This window comes from Rhizobium sp. IY2 (assembly GCF_047532935.1).
In the GTDB taxonomy this organism is placed as follows: Bacteria; Pseudomonadota; Alphaproteobacteria; order Rhizobiales; family Rhizobiaceae; genus Rhizobium; species Rhizobium anhuiense.
Genome location: NZ_JBLKNU010000010.1, coordinates 39,392 through 62,818, shown reverse-complemented (window position 1 = coordinate 62,818; position 23,427 = coordinate 39,392). Strand labels below are relative to the sequence as shown.

At 61.8% G+C, this 23,427-nt stretch carries 19 protein-coding genes and 1 pseudogene; 8 read left to right on the top strand and 12 right to left on the bottom strand.

The window, feature by feature from the left end:
• Window positions 1-29 precede the first annotated feature (29 nt).
• Window positions 30-647 carry a DNA-3-methyladenine glycosylase gene (locus tag ACMUVN_RS25495; RefSeq protein ID WP_047618616.1) on the top strand — a complete coding sequence of 206 codons (618 nt, stop codon included), beginning with the start codon at window positions 30-32 and terminating at the stop codon, window positions 645-647.
• Here ACMUVN_RS25495 and ACMUVN_RS25490 read toward each other — a convergent pair whose 3' ends face one another.
• From ACMUVN_RS25490 to ACMUVN_RS25480, 3 genes are read right to left on the bottom strand one after another with little or no spacing between them, the layout of a single operon-like run.
• Window positions 648-2,189 carry a DHA2 family efflux MFS transporter permease subunit gene (locus tag ACMUVN_RS25490; RefSeq protein ID WP_047618614.1) on the bottom strand — a complete coding sequence of 514 codons (1,542 nt, stop codon included), beginning with the start codon at window positions 2,187-2,189 and terminating at the stop codon, window positions 648-650. It abuts the gene before it with no gap.
• Window positions 2,182-3,405 (bottom strand): HlyD family secretion protein, encoded by a 1,224-nt coding sequence (locus tag ACMUVN_RS25485; protein WP_414815615.1) that lies wholly within the window; start codon window positions 3,403-3,405, stop codon window positions 2,182-2,184. Before ACMUVN_RS25485 ends, ACMUVN_RS25490 begins: the two co-directional genes overlap by 8 nt.
• The gene (locus ACMUVN_RS25480; protein WP_127431351.1) at window positions 3,398-3,862 is read right to left on the bottom strand and encodes a MarR family winged helix-turn-helix transcriptional regulator; all 465 of its coding nucleotides are present in this window, start codon (window positions 3,860-3,862) and stop codon (window positions 3,398-3,400) included. Before ACMUVN_RS25480 ends, ACMUVN_RS25485 begins: the two co-directional genes overlap by 8 nt.
• A gap of 247 nt (window positions 3,863-4,109) precedes the next feature.
• Here ACMUVN_RS25480 and ACMUVN_RS25475 point away from each other — a divergent pair.
• The 3 genes and pseudogenes from ACMUVN_RS25475 to ACMUVN_RS25465 all read left to right on the top strand — a co-directional run bounded on the left by ACMUVN_RS25475 (window position 4,110) and on the right by ACMUVN_RS25465 (window position 10,274).
• Window positions 4,110-5,650, top strand: a pseudogene (locus ACMUVN_RS25475) (cation:proton antiporter).
• 263 nt (window positions 5,651-5,913) lie between these two features.
• Window positions 5,914-7,089: an efflux RND transporter periplasmic adaptor subunit gene (locus ACMUVN_RS25470; protein ID WP_048338375.1), complete on the top strand. Its 1,176-nt coding sequence runs from the start codon at window positions 5,914-5,916 to the stop codon at window positions 7,087-7,089.
• Window positions 7,086-10,274 carry an efflux RND transporter permease subunit gene (locus ACMUVN_RS25465; protein WP_063474375.1) on the top strand — a complete coding sequence of 1,063 codons (3,189 nt, stop codon included), beginning with the start codon at window positions 7,086-7,088 and terminating at the stop codon, window positions 10,272-10,274. The genes ACMUVN_RS25470 and ACMUVN_RS25465 overlap by 4 nt, the downstream gene beginning before the upstream one ends.
• A 37-nt stretch (window positions 10,275-10,311) precedes the next feature.
• Here the strand turns inward: ACMUVN_RS25465 and ACMUVN_RS25460 are convergent, their stop codons facing one another.
• A complete protein-coding gene (locus tag ACMUVN_RS25460) occupies window positions 10,312-11,088 on the bottom strand; it encodes a metallophosphoesterase family protein (protein ID WP_174824506.1) in 777 nt (258 codons plus the stop codon).
• Between the two features lie 164 nt (window positions 11,089-11,252).
• Between ACMUVN_RS25460 and ACMUVN_RS25455 the strand changes: the two genes are divergently transcribed.
• Window positions 11,253-12,380 carry a monooxygenase gene (locus ACMUVN_RS25455; RefSeq protein WP_097595699.1) on the top strand — a complete coding sequence of 376 codons (1,128 nt, stop codon included), beginning with the start codon at window positions 11,253-11,255 and terminating at the stop codon, window positions 12,378-12,380.
• Here the strand turns inward: ACMUVN_RS25455 and ACMUVN_RS25450 are convergent, their stop codons facing one another.
• Together ACMUVN_RS25450 and ACMUVN_RS25445 are read right to left on the bottom strand one after the other, a co-directional pair.
• Window positions 12,381-12,845 (bottom strand): RrF2 family transcriptional regulator, encoded by a 465-nt coding sequence (locus ACMUVN_RS25450; protein ID WP_026188508.1) that lies wholly within the window; start codon window positions 12,843-12,845, stop codon window positions 12,381-12,383.
• 174 nt (window positions 12,846-13,019) lie between these two features.
• Entirely contained in the window at window positions 13,020-13,808 is a 789-nt protein-coding gene (locus ACMUVN_RS25445; RefSeq protein WP_047618598.1) for an SDR family NAD(P)-dependent oxidoreductase, read from the bottom strand.
• Window positions 13,809-13,950: 142 nt separating this feature from the next.
• On the opposite strand from ACMUVN_RS25445, the gene ACMUVN_RS25440 reads away from it, so the two are divergent.
• Complete coding sequence (locus ACMUVN_RS25440; RefSeq protein WP_097595698.1) at window positions 13,951-14,718, top strand: TIM barrel protein; 768 nt, start codon at window positions 13,951-13,953, stop codon at window positions 14,716-14,718.
• Here the strand turns inward: ACMUVN_RS25440 and ACMUVN_RS25435 are convergent.
• On the bottom strand, window positions 14,715-15,251 hold the full coding sequence (locus ACMUVN_RS25435; RefSeq protein ID WP_047618595.1) for a hypothetical protein: 537 nt from the start codon (window positions 15,249-15,251) through the stop codon (window positions 14,715-14,717). The genes ACMUVN_RS25440 and ACMUVN_RS25435 overlap by 4 nt on opposite strands.
• A gap of 122 nt (window positions 15,252-15,373) precedes the next feature.
• On the opposite strand from ACMUVN_RS25435, the gene ACMUVN_RS25430 reads away from it, so the two are divergent.
• On the top strand, window positions 15,374-15,847 hold the full coding sequence (locus tag ACMUVN_RS25430; RefSeq protein ID WP_047618592.1) for a cupin domain-containing protein: 474 nt from the start codon (window positions 15,374-15,376) through the stop codon (window positions 15,845-15,847).
• A 41-nt stretch (window positions 15,848-15,888) separates the two neighbouring features.
• On the opposite strand, the gene ACMUVN_RS25425 is transcribed toward ACMUVN_RS25430, so the two are convergent.
• The 5 genes from ACMUVN_RS25425 to ACMUVN_RS25405 all read right to left on the bottom strand — a co-directional run bounded on the left by ACMUVN_RS25425 (window position 15,889) and on the right by ACMUVN_RS25405 (window position 21,954).
• Window positions 15,889-16,998, bottom strand: a complete 1,110-nt coding sequence (locus ACMUVN_RS25425) for a sn-glycerol-3-phosphate import ATP-binding protein UgpC (protein WP_063474371.1) — start codon at window positions 16,996-16,998, stop codon at window positions 15,889-15,891.
• A 12-nt stretch (window positions 16,999-17,010) separates the two neighbouring features.
• Window positions 17,011-17,925: an ABC transporter permease subunit gene (locus ACMUVN_RS25420; protein WP_025570018.1), complete on the bottom strand. Its 915-nt coding sequence runs from the start codon at window positions 17,923-17,925 to the stop codon at window positions 17,011-17,013.
• 10 nt (window positions 17,926-17,935) lie between these two features.
• Window positions 17,936-18,820: a carbohydrate ABC transporter permease gene (locus ACMUVN_RS25415; protein ID WP_017965892.1), complete on the bottom strand. Its 885-nt coding sequence runs from the start codon at window positions 18,818-18,820 to the stop codon at window positions 17,936-17,938.
• 211 nt (window positions 18,821-19,031) lie between these two features.
• Complete coding sequence (locus tag ACMUVN_RS25410) at window positions 19,032-20,387, bottom strand: extracellular solute-binding protein (RefSeq protein ID WP_025570020.1); 1,356 nt, start codon at window positions 20,385-20,387, stop codon at window positions 19,032-19,034.
• A 355-nt stretch (window positions 20,388-20,742) separates the two neighbouring features.
• A complete protein-coding gene (locus ACMUVN_RS25405) occupies window positions 20,743-21,954 on the bottom strand; it encodes an ROK family transcriptional regulator (protein ID WP_132573250.1) in 1,212 nt (403 codons plus the stop codon).
• A gap of 226 nt (window positions 21,955-22,180) precedes the next feature.
• Here ACMUVN_RS25405 and ACMUVN_RS25400 point away from each other — a divergent pair, with 226 nt between their 5' ends.
• Entirely contained in the window at window positions 22,181-23,419 is a 1,239-nt protein-coding gene (locus tag ACMUVN_RS25400) for an extracellular solute-binding protein (protein WP_025570022.1), read from the top strand.
• The last annotated feature ends 8 nt before the right edge of the window (window positions 23,420-23,427 follow it).

The following is a 23,427-nucleotide window of genomic DNA, read 5'->3' as shown; positions in this document are numbered from 1 at the left end:
GCCTTTTGGGATGACGGCAGCCACACTGGATGTTATCTGCGTCTGATATGACCGATGGTGGAACGATATCAGGCGCGATCGGCGCCGGCACGCTCGCCGGCGAAAGCCTCAGGGCATTTTTCGAGCGCGATGCGATCGCCGTCTCCCGCGACCTGCTCGGCTGCCATCTGACCGTGAATGGCGTCGGCGGACGCATCACCGAGACCGAAGCCTATTTCCCCGATGACGAGGCCTCGCACAGCTTCCGCGGCCCGACCAAGCGCAACGGCGCCATGTACGGCAAGCCGGGCAATGTCTATATCTACCGCATCTACGGCATGTACTGGTGCCTGAACTTCGTCTGCCATCCGGGCTCGGCAGCCCTCATCCGCGCCCTGGAGCCGGAAACCGGAATCCCCGTGATGATGGAGCGACGCGGCACCGATGCGCTGACGTCGCTCTGCAGCGGCCCCGGCAAGCTCTGTCAGGCGCTCGGCATCGATATCGAGATCAATGACAGACTGCTCGACCGCCCACCCTACACACTCACGCCCTCCGCGCCGGTGCCCATAGTCTCGGGAAAACGCATCGGCATTACGAAGAATGCCGAAGTTCCGTGGCGCTTCGGCATTCAGGGATCGCGTTATCTCAGCAAGCCGTTTCGCTGACTATTCCATGACTGCGCTGTGGTCGACGGCGGGCGCCGCCTTCGGCTTGCGTAGCAAGAGCACCAGCGGGATGACCGCAAGCGACATCAGCATCAGTAGCTTGAAATCGTCCATATAGGCGATGATCGTCGACTGCAGCGTGATGATCTCGTTGAGCGAAGCACGCCCCGCCGCCGTTACCGGGCTGAGGCCCTGCGCCGCCACAGCGTTGAAGGCATGGTTGAACGGCGTCACATAGGCCGCGATCGATTCATGGTTGCTCTGCGTGTTCTCGACGATCAGGGCCGAGACGATCGAGATGCCGACCGCCGAACCAATGTTGCGCGACAGGTTGTAGAGGCCGGTGCCGTCGCCGCGCATATGGGCCGGCAGCGTCGCGAAAGCGATGGTCGTCAGCGGCACGAAGAGAAAGCCCAGGCCGGCGCCCTGGATGAAGCCGACCGAGACGATCGTCCATTGCGAAACATCGGGCGTCCAGCCGGTCATGTCGTACATCGCCCAGGCGGTTAGGCCGAGACCGAGCACCAGCAGCAAGCGCGTATCGACCTTGCCGATCAGCCGCCCGACAATGAACATGCACAGCATGGTGCCGAGCCCGCGCGGCCCCATGACGATGCCGGCGGTGATGACGGGATAACCCATCAGCGTCTGCAGATAGGGGGTCATCAGCGCCAGCGATGCGAGGTAGGTGACGCCAACCACGAAGATGAAGATCATGCTGACCGTGAAGTTCTGGTCGAGAAACAGCTTCGGATTGACGAAGGATTTTTCTGCGGTCAGCGTGTGCACCAGAAGCAGATAGAATGCGGCGGCGCAGACGATCGCTTCGAGCATGATCTCGCCCGAGGAGAACCAGTCGAGCTGCTCGCCGCGGTCGAGGAAGAGCTGCAGCGCGGCGATGAACAGGCTCATCATCCCGAAGCCGAACCAATCGAGTTTGGCGAGCGCATCCCTCTTCGTTTCCGAAACGAAGATGACGATACCGGCGAAAGCAAGCGCGCCGATCGGCACGTTGATGTAGAACACCCAGCGCCAGCTGATATTGTCGGTCAGCCAGCCGCCGATGACTGGGCCGAGGACCGGTCCGACCATGACCGAGACGCCGAAAAGCGCCATGGCCGAGCCGCGCTCCTCCACGGTATAGATATCGAGAAGGATGCCCTGGGAAAGCGGCACCAGCGATGCGCCGAACAGGCCCTGCAGCAGGCGGAAGGCAACGATCTGGTTCAGCGATTGCGCCAGGCCGCAGAGCACCGAAGCAACCACGAAGCCGGCGATGGCGACGAGCAGCACGCGCTTGCGGCCGAACTTGGCGGCGAGAAAGCCCGATGGCGGCGTCATGATCGCCGCCGCGACGATATAGGAGGTCAAGACCCAGTTGATCTGGTCGGCGGAGGCCGACACGCTTCCCTGGATATAGGGCAGCGCCACGTTGGCGATCGTCGTGTCCAGCGCCTGCATGATGACGGCGAGAATGACGCAGGCCGTGATCGCACCGCGATTGGCAACCGGCGTCGCCGCAGATGCAGAAGCGCTACTCATGATCCCCGCCCTGAGGCCGGCCCAGAAGCTTGTTGACGAAATCAGGCAGGCCGCGGACATGGCCGGTCTCGACATCGACCACCGTGCTCATGCCGACGCGGAGCGGCGGCTTGCCTTCGGTTTCCTGGATGCTGACGCGCATCGGAATGCGCTGCACGACCTTCACCCAGTTGCCCGTGGTATTCTGCGCCGGCAGCAGCGAAAAGCTGGAGCCGGAGGCCGGGCTGATGCTCTCGACCTTGCCCTTCCATCTCACGCCGGGATAGGTGTCGACGTAGATCTCGGCCGTCTGGCCGGGCTTGACGTAAGTGAGCTCGGTTTCCTTCGGGCTGGCGGCGATCCAAAGGTGATCGGTGGCAACAAGCGAGAAGGCCTGCTGCGACGCCTGCAGATAGGAGCCGACCTGCAGCGCGTTGACATTGGTGACGATGCCGTCGAACGGCGCCTTGACGACGCTGTGGTCGAGTTCGCGCTGGGCGTTGTCGACATTCGACTTGGCTTGCAGGTAGAGCGGATTCTCCTCGATCGGCTGATCGGCGGAGCCGCCGAGCTGGGCGAGCGTCGTTGCGGCTTCCGCCTTGGCGACGGTAACCTTCTGCTCAGCGGCTTCCAGATTATGCTTGGCTTCGTCATAGGCCGACTGCGTCGCGCTGCCGTTGTTGACGAGGTTTTGCTGCCGATCGAACTGATCCCGATAATAGGGCAGATCGGCTTGCGCCTGCGTGATCTCGGCAAGCGACTGCTGATAGCTGGCCTTGAGATTCATGATCTGGTTGCGCTGCGCGCCGAGCTGCGCCTTGGCGCCATCGAGCGCAATCTTGAAGGAATCCGGCCGCAGGCTGAAGAGCACCTGCCCCGCCTTGACCGCCTCGTTCTCATGCACGTCGATCTGCTCGACGATACCCGAGACATCGGTGGTAAGCCCGACCATGTCGGCCTGAATATAGGCGTTGTCGGTCGACATCACCTGGCCGCCATTGACGTAATAGTAACCGCCGACGACGAGCGCCACCGGCAGCAGGGCGAACAGGATCGGCCGCGTGAGACTGCGCCGGCGGCAGACCTTGTTGCCGCCAGGCGCAGCCACGGCGGCAGCCGGCGCTGAATTGGATGAAGGCGCTTCGGCTACCGTTTCCTGCTGTTTCGCTTCCGTTTCTTCGACAGGAGTCTTGGCATTGGCGTCGGCAACGACGCGGAGGGGGAATTTATCAGCCATCGTTCGTCTCGTTCTCGTCAACCGGGTTCCGGCATGCCTGAACCAGGTTCGTCTTCATTACGGATAGGATGTGGAAAAGCTGCTCGCGCTGCTCGACGGAGACGCCGTCCAACGCTTCTGCGCGGGTGGTGTCGCCGAGCTCACGCATTTCGGCGAGCAGCGGGTGCGCCTCGTCGCGCATGTAGAGCAGCCAGATGCGACGGTCGGTCGGGTGCTGGCGGCGCTCGATCAGCCCGCGTTCGGCGAGCTTGTCGAGAATGCGCACCAGTGTGATCGGTTCGACTTCGAGGATTTCGGCAAGGCCGCCTTGATGAATGCCTTCATTGTTCGAGAGATAGGCAAGCGTCTGCCATTGCGACCGGGTCAGCCCGAGACACTTCGCGCGCTGCTCGAACCGCTTGCGCAGCAGCCGTGCGACGTCGTGGAGAAGGAAGCCAAGGGTCGGAGTGGCGCTCATGAAAACCTGCGATCATTATTTATAAGCATACTTATAATATCGGTAGATATATTGAGCATGTACGCCACACAAGAGCTGGGATGCCAGATTCGGAAGCAGCGGCGAAAATGCCGCAGGCCGGCTCAGGCTTGTCCTGCAGTTCTTCCTTTCGCCGGTTGCAGACGCCAGACGGTAGCCGCGGCCTAGCTCCGCCCCAATTCTGCCTGTAGTCGTCGCCTCCGCCGGAGGCGCCGCATTGGGGAGCTCGATGGCGTTCTTCGAAAGCATGCTGACGCTGCTGCTGGTGGCGATCGTCTTTCTGCAATTCTCCAGGAAGTTCCGGATCCCTTATCCGACAATGCTGGCGATCGCCGGCGTCATCGTCGCCACCGTGCCTTGGGCGCCTGAGGTCGCAATCGATCCCGAGCTTGCGCTGGCGCTGCTGATCGCGCCCGTGCTCTTCGACGCCGCCTATGATCTGCCGCCGAGGACGTTGAGGCACAACTGGCTGCCACTCCTCTCGCTCGCCGCCATCGCCGTGATATTGACGGCCGCCGCCGTCGCCACCGTCAGCGTGACGATCGCCGGCCTGCCGCTTGCCGCGGCCGTCGCACTCGGCGCCATCGTCGCGCCGCCGGATGCGGCGGCGGCGACCGCCATGCTCGACCGCTTCACCCTGCCGCGCCAGACCTATGTGATCCTGAAGGGCGAAAGCCTCCTGAACGACGCCGTCGCGCTCCTGATCTTCAGCGCCGCGGTGGCAGCCGCCGCGAGCCCCGCCTTCTTCGCCGGTGCCCTGGCGGAATTGGCGCTCGCCGTGCCGGGCGGCCTCATCCTCGGTTACCTCATGGGCCGTCTCTACATGGTCGGCCTGAGGCTCGCCGGCACGCTCGGCGGCACCCTGCTTGAATTCGTCGCCACTTTCGGCACGTGGATCATCGCCGAGCGGCTACACTTTTCGGCAATACTGGCGATCGTCGTCTACGCGATGGTCATCGCCCGCTACACGCCCGAGCGGCAGACGGCCCGCCACCGCATCCATTCCTATTCGGTCTGGGAGGCCGCGGTCTTTCTGCTCAATGTGCTGGCCTTCCTGCTGATGGGCCTGCAGGCCCGTCAGATCGTCCTCGACCTCGATCCCGGCCGCCTGGATTTCGCAATCACCTTCGCCACCATGGTTTTCGTCACGGTCATTCTCGTCCGGCTGGCCTGGGTGCTGTTTTATAACCGCGTCATCAACTTTCTTGCCGCGCGCGGGCGCACGAAACAGGCCGTTCCCACCTTCGCGACGAGCCTGCTTGCCGGTTGGTGCGGCATGCGCGGCCTCGTCACGCTGGCCACCGCGCTCGCCCTGCCGATCGACTTCCCCGATCGCGACATCATCCTGCTCAGCGCGCTCGCCGTCGTTCTCGGCACGCTCATCGTCCAGGGCCTGACGCTCGGCCGCTGATCCGTTTCCTGAAATTCGAACCGGACACCTCCGTGGACCGCGACCTCGCCAGAGCCCGTGTCACGTTGATCGATGCAGCACTTGCCGAACTCGCCGGCGGCGAAGACAAATCCACCCGCATCCTGCGCGACGTGTACACCTCCGAGCGCGAGATCGCCGTGGACGGGAAACATCCGCGCGAGGTCAGCCGGCTCGACAAGCAGCGCCGCAATGTCATCGTTGCGAAGCGCCGCAGACTGGCGGCAATGCGCCGCGCCGGCGAGATCGACGACGATGTCTTTCACATGCTGGAACAGGAACTCGACTGGGCCGAACTCGGCGCCCTGCCGCCGGGCAGAGACGAGATTGTGGAGAGCTGACGCGCTCTGTGAAGTTTTGATGGATTCGAAAATCGTAACCAATTGGCATTTGCAATTTTTCGCCGCTGCCGTTTATAGTCCAATTCCATAGGGTTACGATTTTTCTGATCGACATTGCCTGCCGGCCTTCCTTTCCAAGGGATCGGACGCCGGAGAAATCCCCGGGGGCAGAGGCCTTCGTTCAAAGCAGCAAGACCTGAACAGCATCACTTCATCTTGAGGTTGGCGGCTAGTTAATCGGCTGCCAAGATTGGAGGACTGGTATGACCTACGCGCTTCGACAGATGCTGGTGTTTGGCTCTATCGCCGCATTCATGCCTTTGGCCGCGCTGGCTCAGAGCGCCCCGCCGCCCCCGCCCGTCACCGTCGCCAAGCCTGTTGTGCGCGATGTCGTCGACAGCGACGAATTCATCGGCCGCTTCGAGCCGGTCGACGAAGTCTCCGTTCGCTCGCGCGTCGGTGGATACCTGCAGGAAATCCATTTCCAGGACGGCGCCTTGGTCAAGCAGGGCGACCTGCTCTTCGTCATCGACCAGAGGCCGTTCGTCACCGCGCTCAATCAGGCAAAGGCCGCACTCGAATCGGCGCAATCCGCCTTGGTCTTTGCCGATGCGCAATATAAGCGCACGCAATCGCTTGCTTCGAGCGGCAGCCAGTCGGCGCAGACGCTGGATGATCGCCGCCGCGAATTCGATTCGGCCGAGGCCAATGTCCGCGGCGCGCAGGCCGCAGCCGATCGCGCTTCTCTCGACATGGAATATACCGAGATCAAGGCGCCGCTCAGCGGCCGCATCGATCGCCGGCTGATTTCGGCCGGCAACCTCGTGCAGACCGACCAGACCGTGCTGACAACAATCGTTTCGCTCGATCCGATCGATTTCTATTTCGACGTCGACGAGCGCCGCCTGTTGAATTTCGCCGACACGGCGCGCAAGCTCGGCAAGGATCTCCAACAGGGCGGCGGCGGTCTGGATGTCTCCGTCACGATCTCGGATCCCAATGCAAAACCATTCAAGGGAAAGCTCGATTTCGCCGAAAACCGGGTCGACAACGAGAGTGGCACCATTCGTCTGCGGGCCCGCTTCCCCAACCCCGATCTCGTCCTTCAGCCCGGCCTCTTCGGCCGCATACAGGTCGAAGCCTCCAACACCTACCAGGCCATTCTCGTTCCCGACGAGGCAATCGGCTCCGACCAGAATGAGCGCGTCGTCTATGTCGTCGCCGAGGACGGCACGGTTTCGACCAAGCCGGTGAGACCCGGACCCCGGCTCTATGGCTACCGCGTCATACGCGAAGGCCTTGACGGGACCGAGACGATCATCGTCAACGGCCTGATCCGCGCCCGGCCGGGTACCAAGATCACGCCTCAGATGACCGAACTGCCCAAGGAGCGGCAGGACACTGCGCCCGAAACCGCCGGCGCGGAGAACGGACAATGAGATTTGCTCATTTTTTCGTGGACCGGCCGATCTTTGCGGCCGTCATCTCGATCGTTCTTCTGGTCGTCGGCGGCATTGCCTATACGCAATTGCCGGTCTCTCAGTATCCGGAGATAGCGCCGCCGACCATCGTCGTGCGCACGTCTTATCCGGGTGCCGATCCGCAGACGATCGCCGATACCGTGTCGACCCCGCTCGAACAGCAGATCAATGGCGTCGAAGACATGCTTTACATGTCCTCGTATTCCAGCGCCGACGGCGCCATGTCGCTGACGATCACCTTCAAGCTCGGCACCGATCTCGACAAGGTGCAGGTGCTCGTTCAGAACCGCGTTTCCATCGCCCTGCCCCGTCTTCCCGAGGAAGTCCAGCGGCTTGGGGTGACCACTGACAAAAGCTCGCCCGATCTGATGATGGTGGTGCATCTGCTGTCGCCGTCGCACCGCTATGACCAGCTTTATGTCTCGAACTACGCCCGCAACCGAATCCGTGACGTTCTCGTTCGCCTTGACGGCGTCGGCGACGTGCAGCTCTTCGGCGAACGCCAGTATTCGATGCGAATCTGGCTGGATCCGGAAAAACTCTCCGCCTACGGGATGACATCCGATGACGTCGTCGCCGCGCTGAGAGACCAGAACGTCCAGGTGTCCGGAGGCAAGATCGGTGCCCCGCCGGTGACCGGCAAGAATGCGTTCGAATATACGGTGCGAACGGATGGACGCTTCTCCGATGTGCGCGAGTTCCGATATGTCATCGTGAAATCGACGACATCGGGCCGGCTCGTGCAGTTGCAGGATGTCGCCCGTATCGAACTCGGCGCGCAGGATTACGTCACCAACAGCTATCTCAACAATGACCCGGCCGTTGCTCTTGGCATCTTCGCCCGGCCGGGAACCAATGCCCTGGACACCGCCCATCAGGTCCAGTCGATCATGAAGGACCTCTCGCAGAATTTCCCGCAGGGCCTGGAATATCGCATCGTCTACGACACGACCGAATTCATCTCGGATTCGATCACCGAGGTCTATAGAACCATCGCCGAGGCGGCCATCCTGGTGGCGATTGTCGTTCTCGTCTTCCTGCAATCCTGGCGAACGGCGATCATTCCGATCATTGCCATCCCTGTATCGCTGATCGGCACCTTCGCCGTCCTGCTGGCCTTCGGCTTCTCGCTCAACATGCTCACCCTGTTCGGCCTCGTGCTGGCGATCGGGATCGTCGTCGACGACGCGATCGTGGTGGTGGAAAATGTCGAGCGCAATCTCGCCCGCGGCATGACGCCAAAGCAGGCATCCCACGTCACGATGGACGAAGTCGGAACTGCCGTCGTCGCCATCTCGCTGGTGCTGATTGCCGTATTCGTGCCGACCGCCTTCATTCCCGGCATCTCAGGCCAGTTCTACCGGCAGTTCGCGGTGACGATCGCTGTCACCACGGCAATTTCCGCATTGAATTCGCTGACGCTGTCGCCCGCCCTTGCAGGCATATTGCTGAAAACCCATGACCACGAAACCAGGCGCACGAACGTCGCCACGCGCCTGGGAAGAGGACTTGCAAACGGCTTCAATCGTGGATTCGATCGGCTGAGCTCGGGCTATTCATGGACCGTTCGGCATCTGGTCAGCAGTTGGGTGGGATTGACAGCCGCGATGGCCGCCTTCGTCTGCCTGCTCGGGGCCACCTGGTACATGGGAACGAAAGTTCCCGCCGGCTTCATCCCGACCATGGACCAGGGTTACGCGATCATCGTCATCCAGCTTCCGGACGGCGCCTCGCTTGCGCGTACCGATGCCGTCGTCAGACAGGTGGGCGATATCGCCCGCACCGTGCCCGGCGTCGGCAACGCCGTGCAATTTGCCGGCTTCAGCGGGGCGACATTCACCAATGCTTCGAATGCCGGCGTCGTCTTCGTTCCGTTCAAATCCTTTGCCGAACGTGAAGAAGGCGGAGAGAACGCCAATAAGATCATCGGCGAGCTTTACGGCAAGCTGCAAAGCATCCAGGAAGCCTTCATCATTGCCATCCCGCCGCCATCCGTGCGTGGCGTCGGCAATTCCGGCGGCTTCAAGATGCAGATATCAGATCTCGAAAACGCTGACATGACGCGCGTGCTCGGCCTCGCCCGCCAGATGATGGGTGCGGCGGCGACGACCGAAGGGCTGACGGGCGTCTTTACGACATTCTCCGATGCAAGCCCGCAATACTTCCTGGCGCTCGACCGCGACAAAGCACGCTTCCTGAACGTGCCGATCCCCAATATCTTCAACGCGCTTTCCATCAATCTCGGCGTCGCCTACGTCAACGATTTCAATGCGTTCGGCCGCGTCTACCAGGTCCGCGCCCAGGCCGACCGGCAATATCGCATGGACAGGGAAGACATTCTCGCCCTGAAGGTTCGATCGGCAACCGGCGCGCTGGTTCCGCTTGGAACCTTGATGGACATTCAGGATGCCAGCGGCCCGGCGCTTGTCCAGCGCTACAACATGTACGTCTCGGTGCCGCTTCAGGGCAATCCGACGCCGGGCACGTCGACCGGCGATGCCATCGCCAAGATGGAAGCGCTGGCTGCGAAGATCCTGCCGCAGGGCACGACCTTCGAATGGACGGAACTCGCCTATCAGGAGACCCACACCGGCAACACGGCCATCTACATCTTCGCCCTCTCCGTCGTCTTCGTCTTCCTGGCGCTGGCGGCCCAATATGAAAGCTGGGTTCTGCCGCTCGCGATCATTCTCATCGTCCCGCTTGCGGTGCTCGCGGCGCTGATCGGGGTCTCCCTGCGGGGCATGGACAACAATGTCCTGACGCAGATCGGCCTGATCGTCCTGATCGGTCTTGCGGCCAAAAACGCCATTCTGATCGTCGAGTTCGCCAGGCAGGCGGAAGAGGAAGGCAAGTCGCCGGTGGAAGCGGCCATCGAGGCCAGCCATCTTCGCCTGCGCCCGATCCTGATGACGGCATTCGCCTTCATCTTCGGAGTTCTGCCGCTTGCCATCGCCACCGGCCCCGGCGCCGAAATGCGCCAGTCGCTCGGCACCGCCGTCTTCTCGGGCATGCTCGGTGTGACGATCTTCGGTCTGTTCCTGACGCCGGTCTTCTACGTCGTGCTGCGCGGCTGGCGCCGCAACCGGCCGGCTACGGTAGAACCGGCAAAGACGGAGCCGGTCGATGAAGGGGTCGTCTGAGACGACCCACCCGGCTCTGAAGAAACACGCGCGCAAGTCAGGTCGAAAACAGATGCACCTGGCCCTGCCACAGGCGCGCGACGGTGAGCTTGCCACTGCGATAGGCGCGCGTATCGATATTGAGCCGCCTCGGCCGTATATCGGGTTTGTCGTTCGGCGTATGGCCGTGAACGATGAGTTTCGGTAACGGCACCCGGCTTTCGAGAAATCGCTGGCGGATGAGGACCAGATCCTCGTCCGTCTGCCTGTCGAGCGGCAGTTTCGGATTGATGCCGGCGTGCACGAAAATCACGCTTGGGGTTTCCAGCAGGACAGGCATCGCCCGCATGAAATCGATATGCGTACGCGGCAACGACTGGCGGATGAAGGCATCGAGTTTTGCGCCGGTGGGGAAGACCAGGGGCAGGTGGTCCGGATCGAGCCCATAGGATTTGAGCAGCTCCGCCGACCCCATCTGCATCCAATCATCATAGGAGATCCAGCCGTCGATATAGTCGAGCATGGCGATTTCGTGATTGCCGGCAAGGCAGATGCGGTCGAATCCATCAGGTGGTGGCTCCATGAGATGGCCGATAACCTGTGCCGATTCCGGGCCGCGGTCGATATAGTCGCCGAGCGTGACGATCAGCTTGCGCCCGGGCAGCCGCGCGCCATCACGCAGGATCGCTTCCTCGGCTTTCACAAGCAGATCGTACCGGCCGTGAATGTCGCCGATCGCATAGGTTGGGATAGCGGCAATATCCAGCGTCAGACGCGGTCTCGGCTGGCGCGCCATTTTCGAAACCTCGCTGTTGCGAGCACGAGAGTCGCTCATCATGTTTCTCAATCAAGGAAGCCCCACTTCACCGTAAGTAGCGTGGAGAACAGGGCAATCAAGCTGGTAAGAAAATTCAAACCATTCGGGTTTTGTAGAAAAACCGGTCTTATCATTCGAGGGCTAATCCCTCACTCCTGTATCCGTCGAGGAAAGAGTGACCGATGGGAACGGTATCGCAGTTTCATGAGAGCTTGAGGCCTCCCGCGCATCGCATCGAAAGCGAAGAGGAGGCGATATCCGCCGCCCGCGACCTCGCTGCCGCATTCCGGCACCAGGCGAGCGAACGCGATATCAACCGCATCCTGCCCTTTGCCGAGCTCGATGCGCTGTCGGTATCGGGGCTGACGGCAATCGCCGTACCGCCTGACCATGAAGGACTCGACGTGTCGAACGCCCTGCTCGCCGAAATCGTTGCTATCATCGCCGAGGGCGACGCCTCGATCGGCGAGGCGTTGGAAAATCATTTTTGCGCACTGGAAACGCTCCGTACCCAGGCCGGCGAGGATTTGAAGGCATCGCTGTTTGCCCGTGTGCTGCTCGGCGACCGCTTCGCCGGCGCCGCCTTTACTGACGAGGCCGAGCTTACGGCCGAAGGCCCGGGCTATCGCCTCAGCGGGCGCACGCGCCAAGTGCCCGGTATTCTGTTCGCCGACTGGATCGCCGCAGCCGCCACCGCTCCGCCCAGCCGCCCGGTGACGCTCTACCTCGCACGCGATGACGAAGGCGTGCAGGTGGTCGACGATTGGGACGGCTTCGGCCAACGCACCAATGGATCGGCGACGGCGATCGTCGGCACGCTTCATGTCAATGCCGATGCGGTTGCGCCTGCCCCCTCGTCCGGACATTCGACCGGCATCTCGCTCGGCCTGCTGCTCAAGGCCGGCGTCGGCCTCGGCATCGCGCGAGCCGCATGGAGCGACCTGATGACCGCGATCGGCGATCGCAGCACGACGGTTCTTCCCCGGATCGGCGAACGCGCCATCCGCATCGAAGCGACAGCGGCGGCCTTGGAACGGGCTGGCCGCAAGCTCGACATCGCCCAGGTCAATCCTGTCGAGGCAGCGATGGCGGACGCGCATTTCTCCGCCTCGGCGGCCGCGGTCCTTGCCGGGGAAACGGCGCTCGACACCGCAAACGCGCTGTTCGAACTTGCAGGGGGAACATCAGCAGGCATCGGGCTCAATCTCGACCGCCATTGGCGGAATGCCCGCATTCACGCGCTATCACTGCTGCGGGATAGATTGGTGCATACCGCAGGCGAATACATGTCGAAGGTCGGCGGCGCCTGATCAGCTGGCGGCGGAGATCGGGAACTGTTCCTTGGCGCCTTCGATGCGGCCGCCGTCGGCGACGAACTGCTCGAGGGTCATATTGTCGAGAATGGCGGCGATCGCGTCCCGAACATCGGTCATCGAGCGCCGCACCTGACAGGTCTCAGGATCGGCACAGTCGTCGCAGGCCTCGTAAGCCGTCCGGCTGGCGCAGCGAATCGGTGCTAGGGGCCCGTCGAGCGTGCGGATGACATGGCCGATGCGGATTTCCGAGGCCGGCCGCGAGAGCGAATAGCCGCCGCCCGGCCCCTTCTTCGAGCGCAGGATGCCGACATTGCGCAGTTCCAGCAGGATCGTATCGAGGAACTTCTTCGGGATATTGTTGCGGGCCGCGATATCGTTGATGAAGGCAGTCTCGCCGGGCGCCAGCCGCGCCAGATCGACCAGCGCCTTCAGCCCGTATTTTCCCTTTTTCGTCAGCATCGTCGTCGCCTTGTAGAATCGCAGTATTTATCCTGCCAATAGCAGGCAAATAGCGTCAAAAGCGTGAACATACAACAAAATAGCTATTATTTATAGCTTGTATCGGCAACGTCCACAGGCCGGCCCGGCAGTCTTGCGAAAGATCGACTTGCCGAGCCCTGCCGGCGGCCGCCGTCAAATCGTCTTCAGCATGCCGCCATCGACGAAATAGGTCGAGCCGATGCAATAGCTCGCGCGCTCCGAACTCAGGAAGACGAAGACATTCGCCAGTTCCTCCGGCGTGCCGAAGCGTTTGGAGGCGGCGTGTTCGTTGGCGACGCTCTGCAGGTAGCCTTCCCAGTTGCCGCCGGTTTCGGCCGTCAACTGCTTGGCGGTCTTGATCCAGTCGGGCGTCAGGATAAGGCCGGCATTGACGCAGTTGACACGGATATTGTCCTTGATGAGCTCGGTCGACAGTGTCTTCGAAAACATCATCAGCGCCGACTTGCTGACATTGTAGATCGGCTCGTACCACAGCGGCTGAACGGCGCAGATCGAGGCGTTGTGCAGGATCACACCACCGCCGCGTTCCTTCATCTGCGGCGCGATGCCGCGCGCCAGCCGCACGGCGGCCATCACATGCAGGTCCCAATAGGCCTGCCACTTCTCGTCCGGTGCCTCCATCACCGTCTCATTCGATCCGGTGCCGGCATTGTTGATGAGGATATCGGCGCCGCCTTTTTCGGCCGCCGCCGCAATGATCGCCTCGGTTCCCCCAGCCGTCGCCACATCGGCGGCAACAGCGATGGCGTCAACACCGTACTTCTCGGCGATACGGGCGGCTTCCGCCTTGAGCCGATCGCCGCCGCGGGCCGCCAGCACGAGATTGGCGCCCTCAGCCGCCAGCCCCTCGGCGATCGCCAGTCCGATACCGACCGACGCGCCTGTTATGACGGCAGTCTTTCCCTTCAATCCGAGATCCATGTCTTCCTCCGCAACGGCCGGAGATCCCGGCCTGATATGCTGAGTGTTCCGCCAATGAACCCGGGCGTCAAGCGCCCGAACGCCTCTTGCGAGAGGCTGCGATCTATCGCATGCCTACATCAACAGGATGGGAGGAGTTTTCATGCGACGTTATTCAGCCTGCATAGAGTGGCTGTTTGCCGAAGAGGGCGACCGCTTTCCCGACCGCATCCGCCGCGCCCATGCTGCCGGCCTGACGGCAATCGAATTCTGGCGCTGGAGCGACAAGGATCTGGACGCGATCGAGGCGACACTGAAGGAAACCGGCCTTGCCGTCACCAGCCTCGTCGCCGAACCGATGATCGCGTTGACTGACGCCGCCAACCGGCAGGCTTGGCTGAAAGGTCTTGCCGAATCCGTCACTGTCGCCAGGCGTCTCGGCGCGCCGGTGCTGATTGCCCAGGCGGGCGACGATCTCCAGGCCCTGAGCCGGGAAGAACAGCGCCGGGCGCTGACTGAAACACTGAAGGCCGGCGCCGATATTCTTGCAGGCAGCGGTGTGCGCCTCGGCGTCGAGCCGCTCAACATCCGCATCGACCATGTCGGCTATTTTCTCGATTCGACCCGCGAAGGCCTCGACATCATCGATGACGTCGCCCGCCCCGAGATCGGCATCGTCTACGACATCTACCACTCCGCCGTGATGGACGAGCGCACCGAGGATGTGCTCGAGGGCCGCCTCGATCGCATCATCCACGTCCATGTCGCCGATCACCCCGGCCGCAACGAACCGGGCTCTGGCGAAATCGACCTTGCCCATCGCCTCGACTGGATCTTCGCCAACGGCTACGACGGCGCCGTCGGTCTGGAATACCGGCCGACCAGACCCGGCGCGGACGCCGTCAGGGGCGCGATCGCCGCACTCGGTTAGGCGGAATTGGCTCCTTCGGCGAAAGCTTCAAGCTCGGGGTCGAAATCGACGTCGACGACATTGTTGAAGACGGCGGTCGCCAGCATGATGCCGGCGAAGGCGACGAGATCGACGAGCACCTTGATCTCGTAACGCTGTTTCAGCTTCGCCCAGAGTTCGGCGGGTACGGCGTTGGAATCGGCAACGATCGCCTTGCCGAAAGCGTCGAGCAGCGCTTCCTCCTCGGAAAGCTCCAGTGCGTCCGGATTGAAGCCATTGTTGATCAGCGCCCGGCGAAAGAAGGTGATGGCGATTTTCGATTGCGCCGCCTTCGAGATTGCATGCGAGAAGATCCAGATCGCCCGGTCATTGACAGCAGGATCGAGTTCGGCCCGCAGCGTGAACCATTCGGCGTAGATGCGATGGGCGGCGGGCGAATGCAGCAGCGTCCGCTTCATATTGGTCATCCGTCCGCGCAGCCTGATTTCTTCGTCATGCGCCGCACGAATCTCTTCCGAAGCCGTGTCGTAGTCGATCTGCGGGAGGTGGCTCATCGGGTCCGTTCTTTCCTATGTGCACAGAAGCTATCGGGGCGCCAAGATATTGTGCGGGCAAATCCGCTTGGCTGCCGCCCGGCGCCGGCCTAGACTGACCAAATCGAAGCAGGAGGCAAGGCATGAGCGACGACCACGAGCACCATCATGTCGACTGGCGCGAACATGGCGTCAAGGTCATTCCCGGCAATTCGCTCGATCCGAATACCGCGCAGACGCCGGGCATGAACCGCGCGACTGCGATCAACAATGCGCGTGCCGGCGCCGAAAAGATCTGGGCCGGCACGGTAACGATCCATGCCAACGCCAAGACCGGCGCCCATCACCACGGCGATCTCGAAAGCATCATCTACGTGGTCAAGGGCAAGGCCCGCATGCGCTGGGGCGAACATCTGGAATATACCGCCGAGGCCGGCCCCGGCGATTTCATCTATGTTCCGCCCTATGTGCCGCACCAGGAGATCAACGCCAGCCGCGACGAGACGCTGGAATGCGTGCTCGTCCGCTCGGGCCAGGAACCGGTCGTCGTCAATCTCGACATCGAGCCGGTCGAAAAGCCGGAAGACGTCCCGTGGATCGACCCGATCCATCGCTGATATCGGGCGCTCACACGGGACCGGAAACGGTTGCGGCGCGCTCAGGCGTGGACGACGCCGGCGCCGCTCATGGCAGTGTTCTCGATGATTCGGCCGGTATCGGCGGCATAGAGGTGGATCTGGTCGTAATCGATCGCGATGCCGATCGGATCTCCCGACTTCACCTTCACCGCCTCGGTCAGCGCCACGGCAAAGGGCAGCCCGTCGAAATCGGCGTGGACGACACGGCTTGCGCCAAGCTCTTCGATGAAATCGGCCGTTGCGGTGAGGGCACCCGGCGCATCCGGGGCCACCAGCCGGGCGGCTTCGGCGCGCATGCCGAGCACGACGCGTTTGCCTTTAAGCGGTGCGGCGCGCTCGCGCGGCAGCACGACCTTGCGGCTCTGGTCGTAGACGAAGACGCCCTCGTCATTGATCGTGCCTTCGAGCAGGTTCATCGCCGGCGTGCCGACGAAACCAGCGACGAAGCGCGAGACCGGATGATGATAGACCTCTTCCGGCGTGCCGACCTGCTCCACCCTGCCGCCATTCATCACCACCAGCCGGTCGGCCAGCGTCATCGCCTCCGTCTGGTCATGGGTAACGAAGATCGAGGTAGCTCCGAGGCGACGATGCAGGCGGCGGATTTCGGCGCGCATGGCGATGCGCAGCTTGGCGTCGAGGTTCGATAGCGGCTCGTCGAAGAGGAACACTTTCGGCTCGCGGATCATCGCGCGGCCCATGGCGACGCGCTGCCGCTGGCCGCCGGAAAGGGCGGCCGGCCGACGGTCGAGGAAGGGTTCGAGGCTGAGCGCCTTGGCGACTTCGCCGATGCGCCGCGTACGCTCCGCCGTCGAAACGCCGGCCACCTTCAAGGCATAGCCGATATTCTCGGCGACGCTCATATGCGGGTAAAGCGCGTAGTTCTGGAACACCATGGCGCAGCCGCGCTCGCGCGGCTCCATCTGGTTGACGACACGGCCATCGATGGCGATTTCGCCGCCGCTGATTTCCTCGAGGCCGGCGATCATACGCAGCAGCGTGGACTTGCCGCAGCCGGACGGGCCGAGGATGACGATGAACTCACCCGACTGGATGTCGAGATCGACGCCGTGGACGACGGGGGTCTTGCCGTAGTTCTTCTTCACACCACGAATGGAGATCGGTGCCAAGGGAGTACTCCTTCACTTCTCGGTGGAGATAAGGCCGCGCACGAACCAGCGCTGCATCAGGATGACGAGCACCAGCGGCGGCGACATGATGATCAGGGTTCCAGCCATGGCGACGTTCCAGTCGGGCAGGCCGAATTCGGACGGGATCAGGGTCTTCAACTGCGTCACCGCAATGCCGAAATTCGGATCGGTGGTGATCAGCAACGGCCAGAGATACTGGTTCCAGGCCCAGACGAACATGATGGTGAACAGCGCGATCATATTCGGCCGCGAAAGCGGCAGCAGAATATCCCAGAAGAACCGGACCGGGCCCGAACCGTCCATCTTCGAGGCTTCGGCCAGCTCGTCCGGAACCGTCAGGTAGAACTGCCGGTAAAGGAAGGTGCCGGTCGCCGTGGCGACCAGCGGCAGAACGAGACCGGGATAGGAATTCAGCAGACCCCATTCGAGCTTGATCTGAATGCCGGTGATCTGCGAGACGAGCCAGCTTATCCCGGTGACGTCGAGGATCGTCTGGAAAGGCTGCAGCGCGTTGGCCGCAATCGAATAGGTCGGCACGATGCGGACTTCCAGCGGCAGCATCAGCGTGATGAAGATGATCCAGAAAATCACATAGCGGCCACGGAAGCGGAAATAGACGATCGAGAAAGCCGCCATGGAAGAAAGCATGACTTTGCCGGCACCGACCGTCGTGGCGAAGATGATGCTGTGGAACAGCTTGTTGCCGAGGTCGGCGCGAACCCAGGCGGCCTCGGCGTTTTCCCAGAAATGCGAGCCCGGCGTGAGCGGCAGCGGCACGCGATTGACCGTTTCCAGATCCAGCGTCGACGCGATGATGACGATGGCGAAAGGCAGGAGCGCGATCACCATGCCGAGCGCAAGAAGCGTATAGCAGATGAAGTTGAATATCGGCGTGCGTTCGATCATGTCCGCGACCTCACTTGTAGTGCACGCGCCGCTCGATGAAGCGGAACTGGAAGATGGTGAGAAGGACGACGAGCACCATCAGGATGATCGACTGCGCCGCAGCGCCGGAATAATCGAGACCTCTGAAGCCGTCGAAATAGATCTTGTAGACCATGAGTTCGGTGGCGCGCGCCGGCCCGCCCTGGGTCATGACGTCGACGATACCGAAGGAATCCTGGAAGCTCTCTGTGATGTTGATGACGAGCAGGAAAAACAGCGTCGGCGTCAGCAAGGGCAGCTGGATATCCCAGATCCGGCGCATCGGCCCCGAACCGTCCATGGCCGCCGCCTCGATCAGCGAGCGCGGAATGCCTTGCAGCGCCGAGAGGAAGAAGATGAAGTTGTAGCCGATATATTTCCAGGAGAAGGCGACGATGACGGCGATCATCGCATCCTTGCCGTCGAGCGCCGGGTTCCAGAGACCGGGCCAGACGTGATTGATGACCGACAGCAGGCCGGCCTCCGGCGCCAGGATGAAGCGGAAGGCGAGCCCGAGAGCGGGAGCTGCAATTGCGTAAGGCCAGATGAACACCGACCGGTAGACCTTGTGGCCGCGCAGTTCACGATCGGTCAAAAGCGCCAGGATGAGCGCCAGTCCCATGGCAATCGCCGTCGAGCTGAAGCCGAAGATCATGCTACGGGTGATCGAGTCCCAATAGATCGGATCGGTGAGCAACTGTTTGAAATTGTCGAAACCGACCCAGGCATTGCCGCCGCCCCATGGCTGCTCGAGCGTGAACGCCCAATAGAGCGCCTGCGCGCTCGGCCAATAGAAGAAGACGAAGATCAGCAGCAGCATCGGAAATGCGAAGAGCAGTCCGATCGTCGTCGAGGAGAAAGTGACGCGCTTTTCCATGAGTGGTCGTTTTCGTCCTGGTTTGGTTTAAAGCATGTCGCGCAAAAGTGTGCAGCGGTTTTGCGGTAACGACATGCGCCGAAATAAAGATCTAAAGCGCGAGCGGCGCGCTTTAGACGCGGGCGGCGAGTACGCATCCGCGGCCGATAAGGGAACTTACAAGGACGCACCCGGCGCGCGCCGCGGGCCGGGTGCGGCATATATCGGGCGATCAGGGGAGCTGAACGTTCTTATAGGTCTGCTGGAAGCGGCGCAGGAGCGTATTGCCGCGTTCGGCAGCGCCGTCGAGCGAAGCCTGGACATCGGCATTGTTGACGAAGATGGCCTGCAGACCATTGGCGATTTCGGTGCGGACCTGCAGCAGGCCACCGAGGCGGATGCCGTGCGGAGCCGCGTCACCGGCAGGCGATGCGGTCAGGCTCTGAATGGCGAGTTCGCGGCCGGCATAAGGCGCCTTGTCGTAGAAGCCCTGCTTCTTGAGATATTCGAAGCCGGAGTTACGAACCGGGATGTAGCCGGTAACGGTCGACCAGGTCAGAGCCTCTTCCGGCTTTGCGATGAAGTTGAAGAAGGCAGCGGCAGCCTTGTATTCAGCGTCCGAATGGCCCTTCAGAACCCAAAGCGAAGCGCCGCCGACGTAAGAGCTGTGACGGGTTGCGTCGCCGTAGGTCGGGAGCATGGAAACGCCCCAGTTCATGCCTTGCTTGGCGGTGCGGCCAACATTGCCATGGTCGCCGACCGAGGTCAGGATGACCTGGCAATCGCCGGCGGCAAAGGCTTCGACGAAGGTCTGGCCGACGGCCTTGTTTTTGATCACGGCAAGCTTGTTGTCATACCAGGACTTGAGGTCCTTGATATAGCTGACCAGAAGCGGGTTCTTGTTGAACACCAGCTCGGCGTCGAGACCTTCAAAGCCGTTCTTCTTCGTGGCGATGGCTTCGCCGTTGACGGCTTCGAACTGCTCGATGTACTGCCAGACTTCGTTGTTGGAGATGTCGAAGCCGAGCGGACAAGCATAGCCTGCGTCCTTCAGAGCCTTGAGGTCTTCGCCTGCTTCCTTCCAGGTTGCCGGAGCATGATCCTTGCCGATCTTGGCGAAGGCGTCCTTGTTCCAGTAGAGCAGAGCGGTCGAGGAGTTGAAGGGGAAGGAGTACATCTCACCCTTCGAGGTCGCGTAATAGCCCGATATACCTGAGAAATAATCGTTCCAGTCGACGGTGTAACCCATGTCGGCCATCAGCTTGTTGGCCGGATAATAGGCGCCGGAGAGCATGATATCGAGCGTGCCGGCATCGGAGACCTGGGCGATGGTCGGCTGCTTGCCGGCGCGGAAGGCAGCGATGGTGTTCTGCAAGGACGCATCGTAGCTGCCCTGGCTGGTGCAGACGACTTCGTAATCGGCCTGCGACTGGTTGAAGCGATCGCACTGTTCCTGGACACGCTTGGCAATGTCACCGGAGTTGCCGAACCAGAAGTCGATCTTGGTCTTATCGGCGGCGGCAGCGGGACCAGCAAGAAACGCTGTAGCGAGAAGGGCGCCAACGGCGCCGAGAAGCTTGGCTTGCATGAGAACCTCGAACGTAAAAGGGATGCGCACTTTCAGCGCACGCCCTATTAGCGGGTTCAAATTGCCGCGGCCAATGAATATTCCATGACATGAAATGATCGAAATCCAGTTGTCATAAAAAATTCACACAATTGTTATTCGCTGATATCGGAGAAATATTTATAGATATTTCGAAGAGTTCTTTAGCATATTGCGAGGAAATTTCTATTATATTCAAAACAATGGAATTTTAGGGGGAGTTTAATATTTATTTATATTTCGGCCGGACGGATTTATTCGCCCGCACCCTCCTAACGAAACTTGCCAACAGCCGGCATTTTTTGCGTTGCACTGGTGTGCAACACTGGCTCCAGCCTCAGGATTGAAGGGAATCCTTCAGGATCGCCGCAAAACGTGGATCGAATGCACGGCTGATCGGCCCGGCGGCGGCACCCAGCGCCACCGACCAGGGATCGGCTATGCCCGGCTGCAGGCGCGGCAGTGTCCGGCCGCGGCGCTCGGCGATCGACGGCAGCAGCGGGCCGATCGCCGCAAACAGCCTGCTTACCAGCGCTTCCGGCGCACTGCCGCAGAGGATCACCGTCTGCGGATCGAACAGCGTCTCGAGGAGATGGATGCTCCAGCGCAGGTCCGCTGCGGCCGCCTCGACCCAGGCGTGGATGCTGTGATCGCCCCTTAAGGCAAGCTCGTTGATCCGCGCATAAAGGTCAGGATCGGCGGGATCGATCGACAGACGCTGGTAGAGCGAGGCGAGCGAGGCGCGATGTTCGAGCGGCGTCGATTTGCCGTCGGCAAACAGCAATGCCATGCCGATCTCGCCGGCATTGCCGTTGGTGCCGCGGTAAAGCTCGCCGTTCAGAATGAGGCCGGCACCGATGCCATAGCCGACGAAGAGGCAGACGGCATGGTCGAGGCCATGGGCGGCTCCCACCATACGCTCGGCGGTCGCCGCCGCGGCCGCATCGTTCTGCAGGCCGACATCGAGCCCGGTGCCGGCGGCCAGCGTTTCCAGCAATGGAAACTTCTGCCAAGCCTCCATCATCCACGGATCGTCGCCGCTGCCGGCGACCCCGAAGGGTCCGGGCATGGCGGCGCCGAGGCCGACCAGCCGCTTTTCCGACTGCTGGACGATCCCGGCGAGTTTCGACCGCACGCCGGCGACGAGATCGAGGATGACCTTCGTCCCGTTAAACGGACCGCCTGGCGGCAGGCCGGCCTCGTCACGCACAAGAACGCTGCCGACCAGATCGACGGCGACCGCCCGCGTCACATGCCGGTCGATCTGCAGGCCGATCGCAAAGGCGCCCTCGGGCACCAGGCCGTAGGGGGTCGAGGGCTGGCCCCTGCCCTTCCGCACCGCCTCCTGCGAACTGACGAGACCATCGCGTTCGAGTTCCTCGATGATATTAGACACCGTCTGCTTGGTCAGCCGCGTCGCCCGCGCCAGATCGGCGCGTGAAAGCGCACCGTTGATCCTTAGGGCATCGATCATCACCCGCCGGTTGTGGGCGCTGGTGCCTTCGTGATTGGTGCCGCTCTTGGCCCGGATCGGTCGACTGTCATTCATCTGCAATTGCCTCTTGACTCCATTAGAATGTTGAAGAAGTATTAAGTCAATACATTTGACTTAATGAGGGACCGGAGAGTCCCAGGGAACGCAGGAAGCCCAGCGAGGCCTCCGACGACGCTCCGAGATGATGGACTGGCACGTTTTCAACACGCGCCTTCTCGAACACCGAAGGCGGCGAAGTCCGCCCTCGGCAATGCGTAAATGTCAAAAACTGGAGGCTGCAATGCTGAAATCCCTTAACAAGACGCTTCTCGGTGCGGCCTTGATCGGCGCATCCTTTGCGCCGCACGCTTTCGCCGAAACGACGCTGAACGCGCTCTTCATGGCACAGGCCGCCTATAGCGAGGCCGATGTGCGCGCCATGACCGACGCCTTCGCCAAGGCGAACCCCGACATCAAGGTCAATCTCGAATTCGTTCCCTATGAAGGCCTGCACGACAAGACCGTGCTGGCGCAAGGGTCCGGCGGCGGTTACGACGTCGTCCTCTTCGACGTCATCTGGCCGGCCGAATACGCCACCAACAAGGTTCTGGTCGACGTCTCTTCTCGTGTCACCGACGAGATGAAGAAGGGCGTGCTGCCGGGCGCCTGGACCACCGTGCAGTACGACGGCAAATATTACGGCATGCCGTGGATCCTCGACACCAAATACCTGTTCTACAACAAGGAAATCCTTGAAAAGGCCGGCATCAAGGCGCCGCCGAAAACCTGGGACGAGTTGACCGAGCAGGCAAAGACGATCAAGGACAAGGGCCTGCTCGCCACGCCGATCGCCTGGAGCTGGTCGCAGGCCGAGGCCGCGATCTGCGACTACACCACGCTCGTCAGCGCCTACGGCGGCGATTTCCTCAAGGACGGCAAGCCGGCCTTCCAGACCGGCGGCGGCCTCGATGCGTTGAAATACATGGTCTCCAGCTATTCCTCGGGCCTGACCAATCCGAACTCCAAGGAATTCCTGGAAGAGGACGTCCGCAAGGTCTTCGAAAACGGCGATGCCGCCTTCGCTTTGAACTGGACCTACATGTACAACATGGCCAACAATCCGAAGGACAGCAAGGTCGCGGGCAAGGTCGGCGTCGTGCCGGCGCCGGGTGTTGCCGGCAAGAGCGAGGCTTCGGCCGTCAACGGCTCGATGGGCCTCGGCATCACCTCGGCCAGCCAGCATCCTGATGAGGCCTGGAAGTACATCACCTTCATGACATCGCAGGCGACGCAGAATGCCTATGCCAAGCTCAGCCTGCCGATCTGGGCGTCCTCGTATGAAGACCCTGCTGTCACCAAGGGCCAGGAGGAGCTGATCTCCGCCGCCAAGATCGGCCTTGCCGCCATGTATCCGCGTCCGACGACACCGAAATATCAGGAGCTTTCGACCGCGCTGCAGCAGGCGATCCAGGAATCGCTGCTCGGCCAGTCCTCGCCCGAAGACGCGCTGAAGTCGGCGGCCGACAATAGCGGCCTCTGAGCAAAGCA

Excerpts from the sequence above, each read along its gene's own strand:
- ACMUVN_RS25495 (WP_047618616.1), top strand. The coding sequence starts at position 30 with ATGTTATCTGCGTCTGATATGACCGATGGTGGAACGATATCAGGCGCG.
- ACMUVN_RS25485 (WP_414815615.1), bottom strand. The coding sequence starts at position 3,405 with ATGGCTGATAAATTCCCCCTCCGCGTCGTTGCCGACGCCAATGCCAAG.
- ACMUVN_RS25435 (WP_047618595.1), bottom strand. The coding sequence starts at position 15,251 with ATGAGCCACCTCCCGCAGATCGACTACGACACGGCTTCGGAAGAGATT.
- ACMUVN_RS25450 (WP_026188508.1), bottom strand. The coding sequence starts at position 12,845 with ATGCTGACGAAAAAGGGAAAATACGGGCTGAAGGCGCTGGTCGATCTG.
- ACMUVN_RS25455 (WP_097595699.1), top strand. The coding sequence starts at position 11,253 with ATGGGAACGGTATCGCAGTTTCATGAGAGCTTGAGGCCTCCCGCGCAT.
- ACMUVN_RS25445 (WP_047618598.1), bottom strand. The coding sequence starts at position 13,808 with ATGGATCTCGGATTGAAGGGAAAGACTGCCGTCATAACAGGCGCGTCG.
- ACMUVN_RS25410 (WP_025570020.1), bottom strand. The coding sequence starts at position 20,387 with ATGCAAGCCAAGCTTCTCGGCGCCGTTGGCGCCCTTCTCGCTACAGCG.
- ACMUVN_RS25490 (WP_047618614.1), bottom strand. The coding sequence starts at position 2,189 with ATGAGTAGCGCTTCTGCATCTGCGGCGACGCCGGTTGCCAATCGCGGT.
- ACMUVN_RS25470 (WP_048338375.1), top strand. The coding sequence starts at position 5,914 with ATGACCTACGCGCTTCGACAGATGCTGGTGTTTGGCTCTATCGCCGCA.
- ACMUVN_RS25440 (WP_097595698.1), top strand. The coding sequence starts at position 13,951 with ATGCGACGTTATTCAGCCTGCATAGAGTGGCTGTTTGCCGAAGAGGGC.
- ACMUVN_RS25480 (WP_127431351.1), bottom strand. The coding sequence starts at position 3,862 with ATGAGCGCCACTCCGACCCTTGGCTTCCTTCTCCACGACGTCGCACGG.
- ACMUVN_RS25460 (WP_174824506.1), bottom strand. The coding sequence starts at position 11,088 with ATGAGCGACTCTCGTGCTCGCAACAGCGAGGTTTCGAAAATGGCGCGC.
- ACMUVN_RS25400 (WP_025570022.1), top strand. The coding sequence starts at position 22,181 with ATGCTGAAATCCCTTAACAAGACGCTTCTCGGTGCGGCCTTGATCGGC.
- ACMUVN_RS25420 (WP_025570018.1), bottom strand. The coding sequence starts at position 17,925 with ATGATCGAACGCACGCCGATATTCAACTTCATCTGCTATACGCTTCTT.
- ACMUVN_RS25415 (WP_017965892.1), bottom strand. The coding sequence starts at position 18,820 with ATGGAAAAGCGCGTCACTTTCTCCTCGACGACGATCGGACTGCTCTTC.
- ACMUVN_RS25430 (WP_047618592.1), top strand. The coding sequence starts at position 15,374 with ATGAGCGACGACCACGAGCACCATCATGTCGACTGGCGCGAACATGGC.
- ACMUVN_RS25465 (WP_063474375.1), top strand. The coding sequence starts at position 7,086 with ATGAGATTTGCTCATTTTTTCGTGGACCGGCCGATCTTTGCGGCCGTC.
- ACMUVN_RS25405 (WP_132573250.1), bottom strand. The coding sequence starts at position 21,954 with ATGAATGACAGTCGACCGATCCGGGCCAAGAGCGGCACCAATCACGAA.